The sequence below is a fragment of the Halalkalibacter akibai JCM 9157 genome, from assembly GCF_000513135.1.
In the GTDB taxonomy this organism is placed as follows: Bacteria; Bacillota; Bacilli; order Bacillales; family Bacillaceae_D; genus Halalkalibacter; species Halalkalibacter akibai.
The window spans coordinates 52629-65050 of record NZ_BAUV01000003.1 but is presented as its reverse complement, the minus strand read 5'-3'; the positions used below and the strand labels follow the sequence as shown (position 1 = coordinate 65050).

The 12422-nt window shown below is 40.6% G+C and carries 14 protein-coding genes; 3 read left to right on the top strand and 11 right to left on the bottom strand.

Going from position 1 to position 12422, the window contains the following annotated elements; all coding sequences use genetic code 11:
• Window positions 1-4: 4 nt before the first annotated feature.
• Entirely contained in the window at window positions 5-1075 is a 1071-nt protein-coding gene (prfA, locus tag JCM9157_RS02945) for a peptide chain release factor 1 (RefSeq protein ID WP_035661976.1), read from the bottom strand.
• Window positions 1076-1226: 151 nt separating this feature from the next.
• Here prfA and JCM9157_RS02940 point away from each other — a divergent pair, with 151 nt between their 5' ends.
• The gene (locus JCM9157_RS02940) at window positions 1227-2534 is read left to right on the top strand and encodes an FAD-dependent oxidoreductase (RefSeq protein WP_035661973.1); all 1308 of its coding nucleotides are present in this window, start codon (window positions 1227-1229) and stop codon (window positions 2532-2534) included.
• A gap of 107 nt (window positions 2535-2641) precedes the next feature.
• Here the strand turns inward: JCM9157_RS02940 and JCM9157_RS24530 are convergent, their stop codons facing one another.
• The 6 genes from JCM9157_RS24530 to glpX all read right to left on the bottom strand — a co-directional run bounded on the left by JCM9157_RS24530 (window position 2642) and on the right by glpX (window position 7461).
• The gene (locus JCM9157_RS24530; protein ID WP_156321468.1) at window positions 2642-2779 is read right to left on the bottom strand and encodes a hypothetical protein; all 138 of its coding nucleotides are present in this window, start codon (window positions 2777-2779) and stop codon (window positions 2642-2644) included.
• A gap of 87 nt (window positions 2780-2866) precedes the next feature.
• Entirely contained in the window at window positions 2867-3352 is a 486-nt protein-coding gene (locus JCM9157_RS02935; RefSeq protein WP_035661971.1) for a hypothetical protein, read from the bottom strand.
• A gap of 75 nt (window positions 3353-3427) precedes the next feature.
• Window positions 3428-4042 carry a thymidine kinase gene (locus JCM9157_RS02930; protein WP_035661968.1) on the bottom strand — a complete coding sequence of 205 codons (615 nt, stop codon included), beginning with the start codon at window positions 4040-4042 and terminating at the stop codon, window positions 3428-3430.
• 136 nt (window positions 4043-4178) lie between these two features.
• Window positions 4179-4424, bottom strand: a complete 246-nt coding sequence (locus JCM9157_RS02925; RefSeq protein WP_035661966.1) for a type B 50S ribosomal protein L31 — start codon at window positions 4422-4424, stop codon at window positions 4179-4181.
• A 116-nt stretch (window positions 4425-4540) separates the two neighbouring features.
• Window positions 4541-5809 carry a transcription termination factor Rho gene (gene rho / locus JCM9157_RS02920; RefSeq protein ID WP_035661963.1) on the bottom strand — a complete coding sequence of 423 codons (1269 nt, stop codon included), beginning with the start codon at window positions 5807-5809 and terminating at the stop codon, window positions 4541-4543.
• Window positions 5810-6495: 686 nt separating this feature from the next.
• Window positions 6496-7461, bottom strand: coding sequence for a class II fructose-bisphosphatase (gene glpX, locus JCM9157_RS02915; protein ID WP_035661961.1), 966 nt, complete (start codon window positions 7459-7461; stop codon window positions 6496-6498).
• A 108-nt stretch (window positions 7462-7569) separates the two neighbouring features.
• Here glpX and JCM9157_RS02910 point away from each other — a divergent pair, with 108 nt between their 5' ends.
• Complete coding sequence (locus tag JCM9157_RS02910) at window positions 7570-7926, top strand: hypothetical protein (RefSeq protein WP_035661958.1); 357 nt, start codon at window positions 7570-7572, stop codon at window positions 7924-7926.
• On the opposite strand, the gene murA is transcribed toward JCM9157_RS02910, so the two are convergent.
• The 4 genes from murA to JCM9157_RS02890 all read right to left on the bottom strand — a co-directional run bounded on the left by murA (window position 7906) and on the right by JCM9157_RS02890 (window position 11594).
• Window positions 7906-9189 (bottom strand): UDP-N-acetylglucosamine 1-carboxyvinyltransferase, encoded by a 1284-nt coding sequence (gene murA / locus JCM9157_RS02905; RefSeq protein ID WP_035661955.1) that lies wholly within the window; start codon window positions 9187-9189, stop codon window positions 7906-7908. The genes JCM9157_RS02910 and murA overlap by 21 nt on opposite strands.
• Window positions 9190-9345: 156 nt before the next feature.
• Window positions 9346-9987: a fructose-6-phosphate aldolase gene (gene fsa, locus JCM9157_RS02900; RefSeq protein WP_035661953.1), complete on the bottom strand. Its 642-nt coding sequence runs from the start codon at window positions 9985-9987 to the stop codon at window positions 9346-9348.
• A 132-nt stretch (window positions 9988-10119) separates the two neighbouring features.
• Window positions 10120-10983: a class II fructose-bisphosphate aldolase gene (locus JCM9157_RS02895; protein WP_035661952.1), complete on the bottom strand. Its 864-nt coding sequence runs from the start codon at window positions 10981-10983 to the stop codon at window positions 10120-10122.
• 248 nt (window positions 10984-11231) lie between these two features.
• Entirely contained in the window at window positions 11232-11594 is a 363-nt protein-coding gene (locus tag JCM9157_RS02890) for a response regulator (RefSeq protein ID WP_035661950.1), read from the bottom strand.
• 248 nt (window positions 11595-11842) lie between these two features.
• On the opposite strand from JCM9157_RS02890, the gene JCM9157_RS02885 reads away from it, so the two are divergent.
• Window positions 11843-12370 (top strand): DUF2529 family protein, encoded by a 528-nt coding sequence (locus JCM9157_RS02885; RefSeq protein ID WP_035661948.1) that lies wholly within the window; start codon window positions 11843-11845, stop codon window positions 12368-12370.
• Window positions 12371-12422 lie beyond the last annotated feature (52 nt).

Genomic DNA, 12422 nt, shown 5'->3' with positions numbered 1-12422 from the left:
CATCTTAATCTTCAGCCCTTTGCATCGCTTCCGCTTGCTCTTCTACGATTAAAGCATCAATAATTTCATCAAGTTTTCCTTGTAAAATTTGCTCAAGCTTTTGAATCGTTAGACCAATACGATGATCCGTTACACGACTTTGCGGGAAGTTATACGTACGGATACGCTCTGAACGATCTCCTGTTCCAACAGCTAGCTTACGATTTTGATCATACTCCGCTTGAACTTCACGGTTGATTTTATCATAAACACGCGCACGAAGAACTTTCATCGCTTTTTCCTTGTTCTTGATTTGAGATTTCTCATCTTGACAAGAAACAACGGTATTAGTTGGGACGTGAGTTAAACGAACAGCTGACATCGTCGTATTTACACTCTGTCCACCAGGTCCACTTGAAGCAAATGTGTCGACACGAATATCTTTATCGTGAATTTCAACTTCTACTTCTTCAGCCTCTGGTAACACTGCTACTGTCGCAGTTGATGTATGAATGCGTCCACCTGACTCTGTCGTTGGAACACGTTGAACACGGTGCGCTCCGTTTTCATACTTCAGCTTAGAATAAGCGCCAGCTCCATTCACACTAAAGATGATCTCCTTAAATCCACCAAGTTCAGTTGTTGTTGATTCAATGACATCAACTTTCCAACCTTGAGCTTCAGCAAAACGGCTGTACATTTTATAAAGATCCCCCGCAAACAGCTGAGCTTCATCTCCACCCGCTGCTCCACGGATTTCTACGATAACGTTTTTGTCATCATTAGGGTCTTTCGGTAAAAGGAGAATTCTAAGGCGAGCTTCAAGCTCTTCCTTACGATCTGTTAATTCGTCAATTTCCTCTTTTACCATTTCGTACATTTCATCATCTAGCTTTTCTTCAAGCATCGCTTTGGCATCTTTATGTTGCTGTGAAGCTTCTTTGTATTCACGATATGCCGCAACGGTTTCTTGAAGGTCTGATTGCTCTTTTGAATATTCTCTTAACCTTTTTGAATCATTTATTACATCCGGGTCACTAAGTAATTCGTTTAGACGATCATAACGATCTTCTAATGATTGTAAACGGTCTAACACGGCTTTTCACCTCATTAAAATTTCCAGTGTATAACAGTATAATTATAGTATACTGCAGGGTTCGGGTCAATGTGAGTCGAATATAGTCTACCCAATTGCTTGCTTAACTAGTAAGAAAATGGGGAAAACTAACAACTAAAGGAGTGATGAGATGAAATATATCATTATTGGCGGTGATGCAGCTGGCATGAGTGCGGCGATGCAAATTAGACGCGGAGACTCTTCTGCAGAGATTACCACCTTGGAAATGGGTGACATTTATTCCTACGCGCAATGTGGGTTGCCATATGTTGTTGGCGGTGTGATAGATTCATTCGACTCGTTAATTGCCCGTGATGTTCAAACTTTTCGGGACAAATACAATATTGATGCTCGCGTCCATCATGAAGTCACTTCAGTTGATCCTACTAATCAGACCGTATCAGGAGACGGTTTCACCCTTGAATATGACAAACTGTTGATCGCAACCGGAGCAAGTCCAATCACGCCTCCGTGGGAAGGCTTAGATTTAGATGGCATCCACACCGTTAAGACGATTCCAGACACAAAAGCTTTAATGAATGATCTAAAAGATGTTTCTCGAGTTGTTGTTGTCGGTGGTGGGTATATCGGTCTAGAGATGGCTGAGAACTTTGTTAAGCTAGGAAAAGAAGTGACTATGATTGAACGCGGCGAGCGAGTAGCGAAGATTTTTGACGAAGAGCTATCAGATAAAATTCATAAGGAAGCTGAAAAGCATGGGATTACCCTTCGTTTTAATGAATCCGTTGAATCCTTCAGCGGTGATGGCCGAGTTCAAGAAGTCATTACAGATAAAGGGTCGATCGAAACAGATCTTGTCGTCATCGCTATCGGGGTGACTCCGAACACAAAATTCCTAAAGGGAACTGGACTTCATCTGTTCAGTAACGGAGCGATTAAAGTGAATGCATTCATGAAAACAAATATCGAAAATATTTGGGCGGCTGGCGACTGCGCAACGCAGTATCACCGAATTAAAGAGCGAGATGATTACATTCCACTCGGGACACACGCGAATAAACAAGGTCGACTTGCCGGACGCTCTATGATTGGAAAGCCACGCGCCTTCCAAGGAATTGTCGGCACATCAATCATTAAGTTTTTCAACTTAACTCTAGCACGAACAGGCCTATCGGAAGCTGAAATCAAGGCAGAGGGCTACCCCTTCCGAACGATCGCCGCTTCTATACCTCATATTGCAGGTTATTACCCAGAGCCGAAAAGAATGGATATTCGTCTAAGTTACCACGCCGAAACCGAGCAACTGCTAGGCGGACAGATTATTGGCGAAGCCGGAGTCGATAAACGAATTGATGTGTTAGCGACCGCACTCTATCACCGAATGCGCGTTTCCGAGCTTGAAGATTTAGATTTAGCTTACGCACCACCTTATAACGGAGTATGGGATCCGGTACAGCAAGTAGCGCGGCGGAAGTGAGTGGATGGAATGGGGCGAGGTCAGGTTATTCAGTGTCCTGGCCTTATTTCTTTGGTCGAGGAGAAGGCTTTCGCAATTAACTTGTTTGATTCCGCTATTATTTCTTTTTATTCGTAATTACTCATTTCTGAATCGCTATTTAAAAAATCTTCCGCGATTAAATATAATTTATCTTTAGTAAGAACTAATATTTCACTTATGATAGTTAATTTTTCAGTCAATCCAGCCTGAGCTTTTACTGGCACGAAAAAAGACCGCCTCTATTACTTAAAATAGCAACTATTTCCCAGGCTATAATTCGACATAGTTCTCTTCTCATAAAAAAGACGCCTCTAGGCGTCCTTTTCAGTAATATGAACTCGATAACGCGGAACTTCTAAAAGAAGAGAACGTTTTAATTTTCCCATTTCTTTTTTCTTGTCATCTGCATCCATGTCTTTCGGTGGTGTTACATTTACAAAAGCATGACTTCCGGCAAGAATTACCATTCCAGCATCCATGCCATGTTCACCTTCAATAATGTCATGAATCAACTGCTGATCACTCTCTAATGTTCTACGAGCACTTTGAGGAGTGATATAGCTTGTCCCACGGTTAAATTCACTTTCTTGAACATAGGAAACATGCTTACGATTGTAACTTAAATCGTTTAGTGGTCCATGCCCAACCAAGCCATGGCCGAGCCTGTCCATTAATTGATTTTGATTCGCACCTGTATTTCCTAGTGCTTGCACTTGTGCCTGTGGCGGCTCTGGATCATTACAACCAGTGGCAAGCAGCATCCCGACAGCCAAACAACTTAACCATTTTTTGTTCATACCAAAGCACCTCCAAGAAAAAAACAAAATGGGGTTGCCTTTATAGTATGTCCCGTGAATATGGTGATTTGACTGTTAAAGTTGACCAGACTGAATCGCTACTTTTAACTGCGGGCGTCCCGGTACTTCATGACAATGACGACAGCGTGGTTCATAAGATTCTGATGCACCAACAAGAATAATCGGATCTGTGTAAGCAGCTGGCTTTCCGTTAATAAGACGCTGAGTACGACTTGCAGGCGAACCACAACCAGGACAAACGGCTTGAAGTTTCGTCACTTCCTCAGCTAATGCCATTAATGGCTGAATCGGACCGAACGGCTCACCACGAAAATCTTGATCAAGCCCTGCGCAGATCACACGAATTCCGCTGTTCGCAAGCTCATTGACTACGGCAATGATGTCTTCATCGAAAAATTGAACTTCATCGATAGCCACAACTTGAGTGTCTGCCTTAATGAGCTCTAATATATCTACAGACTTTTTCACTGGCGTTGCCATTACCTTCGTTCCATTATGTGATACCACCTCTTCTTCACTATAACGGTTATCAAGTTCCGGCTTAAACACTTGCACGTTCAGTTTCCCAAAGCTAACTCTTCGAACTCTTCTGATTAGTTCTTCTGATTTGCCTGAGAACATACTTCCACAAATGATTTCAACCCAGCCTTCTTGTTTCATGACATGCATCTTAATTCCCCCACACTGCAAAGATTTATCCAACAAATTTAAAGATCTATATAGTATGTGCTAAAGCACTTAAAAACGAACTTTTTGCAAAAAAAACAGGCAAGAGCTGCGCGCTTGCCTGTTTGCCTATCCAATTTTACTTCATTTTGTATTTCTTCTTGAACTTGTCTACACGTCCGCCAACATCGTTAAGCTTCTGCTTACCAGTGTAGAACGGGTGAGAATCTGCACTTACTTCTACTTTAAGAAGTGGGTATGTGTTACCATCTTCCCATTCAATTGTTTCAGCAGATCCTTTAGTAGAACCTGTTAAAAACTTGAAACCAGTGCTTGTATCCTGAAATACCACTTTTTGATATTTTGGGTGGATATCTTGTTTCATAATAGTCATCTCCTTTGCCCTGAATCTTTTCGAAACAGAATTTCTAAATCACACATGTCGAAATTATATCAAGCTAACAGAGAAAAAGCAACTCCATTTTCAACCAATTGCTTTTATTAGCGTTTTTTGTTGCGATTCATTTCTTCTTCCATCGCCTCAAAGAAATCAACATTTGTTTTCGTTTCTCTCACACGTTTAATAAAGTGGTCGACAAATTCTGGTGAATCGCTCATTGTTTTACGAATTGCCCATAATTTATCTAACTGATTTTTAGGCATAAGTAATTCTTCTTTACGTGTTCCTGAACGACGAATATCAATTGATGGGAAGATACGGCGTTCTGCCAATTTACGGTCAAGGTGTAACTCCATGTTACCTGTTCCTTTAAATTCCTCGTAAATAACGTCATCCATACGTGATCCTGTTTCCACTAAAGCTGTAGCCAAAATCGTTAAACTTCCGCCTTCCTCAATATTACGAGCAGCACCAAAGAAACGTTTCGGACGGTGGAATGCCGCAGGGTCAATCCCTCCTGATAATGTACGACCACTTGGTGGAATAACTAAATTGTAAGCTCTCGCTAAGCGGGTAATACTATCCATTAAGATGACAACGTCTTTTTTATGCTCAACAAGACGCATCGCTCTTTCTAACACGAGTTCTGCTACTTTAATATGATTTTCTGGAACTTCATCAAACGTTGAGCTAACTACTTCGGCTTTAACAGAACGTTCAATATCAGTTACTTCCTCAGGACGCTCATCAATTAATAACACAATTAACTCAACATCCGGGTGGTTTTCCGCTATGCTATTGGCTACTTCTTTCATCAATGATGTTTTACCTGCTTTTGGAGGAGCAACAATTAACCCACGTTGTCCGAATCCAACTGGTGAAATCATATCAATAATTCGAGAAGAAACTCTTCCTGGAGCTGTTTCAAGATTAATTTTCACTTCAGGATAAAGTGGAGTTAGAGCAGGGAAATGAGGACGTTCTCTTGAAGTTTCAGGAGCATCACCGTTTACAGCTTCTACATGTAAAAGTCCGTGATAACGTTCATTTTCTTTTGGCGGTCTTACTTTACCTGATACTTTATCTCCGTTTCTTAAATCAAAACGTCTGATTTGAGAAGCCGAAATGTAAATATCTTCAGAACTGGACCTGTAATTAATTGGTCGTAAGAAACCAAAGCCCTCAGTCTGAATAATTTCCAAGACCCCTTCCATAAACATTAAACCGTCTTGTTCAGCCTGTCCTTTTAAAATGGCAAAAATTAACTCTTTTTTCGTCAATTTGCTGTAGTAAGAAACTTTATACTCCCTAGCAAGTTCATAAAGTTCTTTCAGCTTCATATTTTCTAAATCTGAGATATGCACTCCCATTGTTACACCACGCTTCTTAATTTATCAATCTACATAAAGATATAGATCATGTTTTTTTTAATTTTAAAATTCTACATTCTTGTTTACGGATTGTTTTTGGAATAGTCATTGCATTGTAAAAATAGAATGGAGATTCTGGAGAGAAAACGGTGATAGTTGTTTTAAGGTAAAACACAGTTACATATATTTTAACCATAAATGCTGAGGTTATTCAAGTTTAGACTTTTTTTAAGACTGACTTTATATCCTTTTCTTAGTTACCTTCCTTACGTGGTCCGTTCCATTACGCTGCAGACCCTTGCTTCAAGGCCACTGAAAAAGGTGCGTTTTTCACCTTTTCTCAGTGGCCTCTAAGCAATGAGCGGAACCGTTGCAAGCTCTCTTAAGCCTGCTATGAGTGGGTTTCTCATAGCAGGCGCGCAACGCGTGGAGCCATTGCTGCTTCCTTGAGTAAACTTTCAAGGGTTTTTCCAGTGACCTCCTTGCTTTCCGCGGGGAGTAAGCCAAGCCCCCACTACATTCGTCTGTGTAGTCTTGCCCTTTCCTCTTTTCCCGCAGGAGTCAAGGGCCTTCCGCTCCATTCCACTTTTGTGGAATAGTCAATAACAACATTCATTGAAAGAAGTTTAGACACAAAAAGAAAAGGAAAGCTTTATTTGTACTTTGAGCTTTCCTTCATTTCTTTATTAACGAATGACCAGGTCTGGTTTCTTTTTCATGCTGTGTTTGCCGTCTACAAAGCGAACTGTTCCTGATTTTGCTCGCATGACGAGTGATTGAGTCGTTGCGACACTTCCGTGATAGCGAACACCTTTTAGCAATTCTCCATCTGTTACTCCTGTTGCTGCGAAAATACAATCATCTCCGGAAACAAGATCATCCATGAATAGTACTTTATTTACATCGGTGATGCCCATTTTCAAACATCGCTCTAGCTCTTCCTCATTGGCAGGTAACAACTTTCCTTGAAGTTCACCGCCTAAGCATTTTAAACCGACAGCTGCAATAACTCCTTCAGGTGCACCACCTGAACCAAGCATAATATCAACGCCCGTATCTCCAAATGCTGTGTTAATAGCGGCTGCAACATCACCATCAGATAGCAACTTAATTCTAGCACCCGCTTGACGAATTTCACTAATCATTTTTTCATGACGTTCGCGGTTCAAAATCGCAACAACTAAGTCTTCTACATCTTTATTTTTTGCTTTAGCCACTGCTTTTAAATTCTCAATGACAGGGGCATTAATGTCGATTTTACCGACAGCTTCAGGTCCTACCGCAATTTTCTCCATGTACATATCTGGAGCATGCAAAAGGTTGCCATGATCAGCGATCGCGAGTACAGCTAAAGCATTCCATTGACCTGAAGCAACAATATTCGTTCCCTCAAGCGGATCAACTGCAACGTCTACTCTAGATCCATAGCCGTTACCAAGCTTTTCACCGATATAAAGCATAGGGGCTTCATCCATTTCCCCTTCACCAATCACAACGGTCCCCTTCATAGGAATCGTGTCAAATACGTCACGCATCGCTTCAGTTGCCGCGCGGTCCGCCTCATCCTTGTTACCTCGTCCCATCCAACGTCCAGATGCTAGTGCTGCGGCTTCTGTGACGCGCACCAGTTCCATTGATAAACTTCTTTCCATACCGATTTCCCCCTGTGATCAGATCAGTTGTATTCTAAAGAGCTTTGTTTTATATATGAGCATTCTTTTTGAATCTTTTTAAGAAAGATGAAGTTTAGGAATCTCTTGGTGTCAGTTTGTAAAAAGGTTGTTCGCCCCTCTGCCCTGCTATGTGCGATCATTCAGCACTGGCGCTGGCTTCTCTCGCTGCGCGCCTTCTTTGAGAAGATCGCTCAAAGTAGGCTTAAGATCGTTGCAGCGGTTCAGCTCATCGCTTCAGCTAACAAAAAAAGGGAAGTTCGCTCCCTCTGCCTTGCTATGTGCGATCATTCAGCACTGGCGCTGGCTTCTCTCGCTGCGCGCCTTTCTGAGAAGTTCGCTCAGAAAGGCTTAAAACCTTGCAGCGGTTCAGCTCAGCGCTTCAGCAAATTAAAAAAGGGAAGTTCACCCTTTTTAAATTTGCTTTTAGCTTTTAACCTGTTCTAGTTCTTCCTCGGTCATTTTTTCGCGCCAGATTTTTGCGCCTAGACCTAGTAGTTTTTCTTCTAGGTTGGCGTAGCCGCGGTCGATGTGTTCAAGTCCTGAGATTTCGGTTACTCCTTCGGCTAATAGGCCAGCAACGATGAGTGCAGCTCCTGCGCGGAGGTCACTTGCTCGTACTTTTGCGCCTTGTAGCTTGGTTTTACCGTTAATGATGGCTGATCGGCCTTCAACTTTTACGTTGGCTCCCATTCTTCTCAGTTCATCTATATGTTTAAAACGCGCGTTGTAAATTGTGTCTGTAACAATGCTTGTTCCTTCTGCTTGTGTTAGTAAACTTGTAAATGGCTGTTGAAGATCAGTCGGAAAACCTGGGTAGACTAATGTCTTAATGTCGACACCTTTTTTCTCCCTGCTGTTATGTATTAACAATTGATCGTCCTTTTCTTCAATCGTGACGCCCATTTCTCTCAATTTAGCAATGAGTGATTCCACATGGTATGGAATAATATTGTCGATCATCACTTTTTGACCCATAGCAGCAGCTAGAATCATATACGTACCAGCTTCTATTCGATCAGGGATAATTGAGTGTCTGCAGCCAGATAGTGAATCTACTCCATCAATTCGGATTACGTTCGTCCCAGCACCTTTGATTTTTGCTCCCATGCTAGTTAACAAAGTAGCTACATCAATGATTTCTGGTTCTTTTGCTGCATTTTCAATAATTGTTTGACCTTTTGCTCGAACAGCGGCAAGCATAATATTGATTGTTGCCCCTACACTAACGACATCTAGATAAATTCGTGCGCCGCGAAGTTCATCAGCTCTTAAATAGATAGCGCCTTGTTCATTCGTTACACGAGCCCCTAGTGCCTCAAAGCCTTTTATATGTTGGTCAATCGGTCTTGGTCCAAGATTACAACCACCTGGCAATCCGATCACTGCTTTTTTAAATTTACCGAGCATAGCTCCCATTAAGTAATAAGAAGCTCTTAGCTTCTTCACTTTTCCGTTTGGCAGAGGCATGGCAATCATATTTTCAGGATTAACTGTAATTTCATGTTTGCCTAACTCTACTTCTCCACCAATTTCTCTTAATAGCTCTGCTAGTAACTGAACATCAGAAATTTCGGGTAGGTTGTCAATGGTAACAAGTGAATCAGCTAGTATCGCAGCTGGAATTAAAGCGACCGCGCTATTTTTCGCTCCACTAATTTGTACTGTACCTTCTAAAGGATATCCGCCTTCAATCATTAATTTATCCATAACCGCATCCCTTCCATTGGTGCTTCTTCAAGACACAATAGTAATCTTTCTCTACTTCCATTATAACCATATCCATGAAAATGTAACGTGTTATTCTGTGTATGATTGTAACGGAAAAAAGGAAAGATTTCCAGTGGGTGCGGTTATGGCTTGTCTTTAGCGGGCTTGCCAATCAGCTAAAAATTTCTCAATTCCTTGGTCTGTTAATGGGTGCTTACTAAGTTGTTGAATGACTTTAAATGGAATTGTAGCAATATGTGCGCCTAAACGTGCTGATTCGGTTACATGGATGGGGTGTCTGACTGAAGCTGCAATGATTTGTGTTGGGATTTTATGAGTTTCAAAGATATCAACGATTTCTGTAATAAGTTCAAGACCATTTTGACCAATGTCATCAAGTCTTCCTAGGAAAGGAGAAACATAAGTAGCGCCAGCTCTTGCAGCTAACAAAGCTTGAACACCTGAGAATACTAATGTTACGTTTGTTGTGATACCAAGCTCAGAAAAAGCGTGGACCGCTTTTAAGCCTTCTGTTGTCATTGGTACTTTCACTGTAATATTAGGCGCAATAGCAGCTAATTCCTTTCCTTCTGCAATCATGCCTTCCGCGTCAAGTGCAATCACTTCTGCACTTACAGATTCTTCTGTAACAATGCTTGTGATTTCTCTTAAACGGTCATGAAAATCAACGCCCTCTTTTGCCACAAGAGATGGATTTGTTGTAACACCTGCTAAGATTCCTAAAGACTTTGCTTCTTTAATTTCCTCTACATTTGCCGTATCAATAAAAAATTTCATGGTTATTTCCCCCGTTCGAATTTTGTCGATTTTAATCGAAGCGTTTACAAATTTTTAATTTTGAAAATTAAGTTATTTCAAATGTAAGTTAAAAGCAGCTCATGTTGAACTGCTTTTAACTTTTTTTCTATATTAAGCTTTGTTTGAAGATCCAAACTCACGCATTTTACCTTTAACCGTTTCTTTAATTGCGTCACGAGCAGGTCCTAAGTATTTACGAGGATCATATTCGTTTGGCTTAGCAGCAAGAGTTTCACGAACTGCAGCTGCAGAAGAAATTTGGCTTTCAGTATTTACGTTGATTTTAGCATGTCCAAACTCAATTGCTTTTTTAATGTCAGCAGTCGGGATACCTGTACCACCATGTAGAACAAGAGGAATACCAACAAGTTCGTCAATTTCTTTCATGCGGTCAAAACCAAGATTTGGCTCACCTTTGTAAGGACCATGAACTGAACCAAGAGCTGGAGCAAAACAATCTACTCCTGTTGCTTCTACTAATTCTTTACACTCAGCAGGAATTGCATAAGCAGCATCAGCATCGTCAACGATTAAATCGTCTTCTTGTCCACCAATACGGCCAAGCTCAGCTTCAACAGATACTCCAAGAGTATGAGCAACAGCTACAACTTGCTTTGTGATTGCGATGTTTTCTTCTAATGGATGATGAGAACCATCAATCATTACTGAAGTAAAACCAGCGTGAATTGCTTCTACACATTTCTCAAAGCTTGAACCATGGTCTAAGTGAATCGCAACAGGAACCGTTACGTTGTAATCTTCCATTAGCGCTTTAACCATAGCAACAACTGTTTTAAAACCACCCATGTAACGTGCTGCACCTTCAGATACACCACAGATTACAGGAGATTTCTCTTCCTCAGCTGCTTGTAAAATTGCTTGTGTAAACTCAAGGTTATTTAAGTTGAATTGACCAACTGCATAACCTTCTGCCTTTGCTTTGTTAAGCATGTCTTTCATTGAAACTAAAGGCATTCTACTTCCTCCTCCATTTTTAGAGCCATTATAGATTACGACAACGTCGCACATCTATTAACAAGGTACCCGATTGCCTAAGCAATTATCCCATTTTCTATGTATGAAAAGCCTTGTTAAAATCAAGATTCATCTATGCAATGCTCTATTATTGAACGAGTTCATTATAGCATAATCCATTTAAAATACACGTGTTTCTGAAAGGTTTCTGAAACTTTTCTTAAGTAAGCGTTTTATTCTGGAAGATTTTATGAAACAGCTAAGCTATTCTTAATTACTTCACGAATATCATCAATATCAAATGGTTTTGCAAAGTGAGTAATTGCACCAAGACTCATCGCTTCATTGATTAGATTTAATTCTCCGTAAGCTGTCATCATAATTACGTCAACTTGTGGATTGTCTTCTTTAATTCGTTTTAAGATTTCAAGTCCATCCATGCCCGGAATTTTCATATCAAGCAATACAAGGTCTGGTTTTTCCTTGTCAACTATCTTTAGAGCTTGCACCCCATTTGCTGCATCAAATAATTCATATCCATCTTTTTGTAAAATTTCACAAAGCAATACGCGAATTCCGTATTGGTCATCTACCACTAATATTTTTTTCATATTAGTTCACTCTCCTTTCAAATTTTGTGTGTATTTGTTCTATCATTTTATCTTAAGCTAAACATTCACACACTTTCTGACAAGTAGTATATATTCGTCATTTTCCCCTTTAAATCCTGCATTCTTTTTCTGTCCCTGACAGGAATCGTCCGACAAGGTTGTCTAACACTGTCGATTGATATCCTTTTTATCCTCTCGGTAGTACGTTATAATGCTTTTACTTAGTTTTGTTAGAAGGAGGGTTTTTTTTGCAGAAAATATTTACCACACAATTAATTGGTTTAATGAAAAATTCCATTGATGAACTTATCCTTGAAGACGCTGCACGTTTACTCAGCCAAGCTCTAATAGGTGATGGAAACGTTTATATATTTGGAAAAGATGAAATGGTCGCAATCGCAGCTGAAGCGCTTTATGGCAAAGAGCATCTAAGCAACGTATTGCCTTTATTTGAAAAAGGAAATATGGCAGAGCTTGATTCTGCAGATCGCGTGTTTTTACTTTCTAGAGAAGCACATGACCCTGAAATGGTAAGTCTTGTGGAACGAGTATCTGAAAAAGGAGTCTTAATTGTCGGCTTAACAGCTGAGAAGAAAGATTCAAGCAAGAAACTTTGGACAGATTGGGTCGATATCCACTTGGACCTGCAACTTAGCGGAGGTCTTGTTCCAACAGATGACGGAGACCGTATTGGTTTTCCAGCTTCTATCCTGGCGCTCTACACTTATTTCTGCCTTCACTTATTAATCGTCGAGTTTCTAAGTGAGTATAAATAACGGTTATGTATGAAAGAAAACTGCTGAGCCTGAGTGCTCAGCAGTTTTTTTA

What these genes read in the sequence shown, in the direction of transcription:
- JCM9157_RS02940 (WP_035661973.1), top strand. Translation starts at nt 1,227, where the DNA reads ATGAAATATATCATTATTGGCGGTGATGCAGCTGGCATGAGTGCGGCG.
- JCM9157_RS02935 (WP_035661971.1), bottom strand. Translation starts at nt 3,352, where the DNA reads ATGAACAAAAAATGGTTAAGTTGTTTGGCTGTCGGGATGCTGCTTGCC.
- JCM9157_RS02930 (WP_035661968.1), bottom strand. Translation starts at nt 4,042, where the DNA reads ATGCATGTCATGAAACAAGAAGGCTGGGTTGAAATCATTTGTGGAAGT.
- JCM9157_RS02925 (WP_035661966.1), bottom strand. Translation starts at nt 4,424, where the DNA reads ATGAAACAAGATATCCACCCAAAATATCAAAAAGTGGTATTTCAGGAT.
- rho (WP_035661963.1), bottom strand. Translation starts at nt 5,809, where the DNA reads ATGGGAGTGCATATCTCAGATTTAGAAAATATGAAGCTGAAAGAACTT.
- glpX (WP_035661961.1), bottom strand. Translation starts at nt 7,461, where the DNA reads ATGGAAAGAAGTTTATCAATGGAACTGGTGCGCGTCACAGAAGCCGCA.
- murA (WP_035661955.1), bottom strand. Translation starts at nt 9,189, where the DNA reads ATGGATAAATTAATGATTGAAGGCGGATATCCTTTAGAAGGTACAGTA.
- fsa (WP_035661953.1), bottom strand. Translation starts at nt 9,987, where the DNA reads ATGAAATTTTTTATTGATACGGCAAATGTAGAGGAAATTAAAGAAGCA.
- JCM9157_RS02895 (WP_035661952.1), bottom strand. Translation starts at nt 10,983, where the DNA reads ATGCCTTTAGTTTCAATGAAAGACATGCTTAACAAAGCAAAGGCAGAA.
- JCM9157_RS02890 (WP_035661950.1), bottom strand. Translation starts at nt 11,594, where the DNA reads ATGAAAAAAATATTAGTGGTAGATGACCAATACGGAATTCGCGTATTG.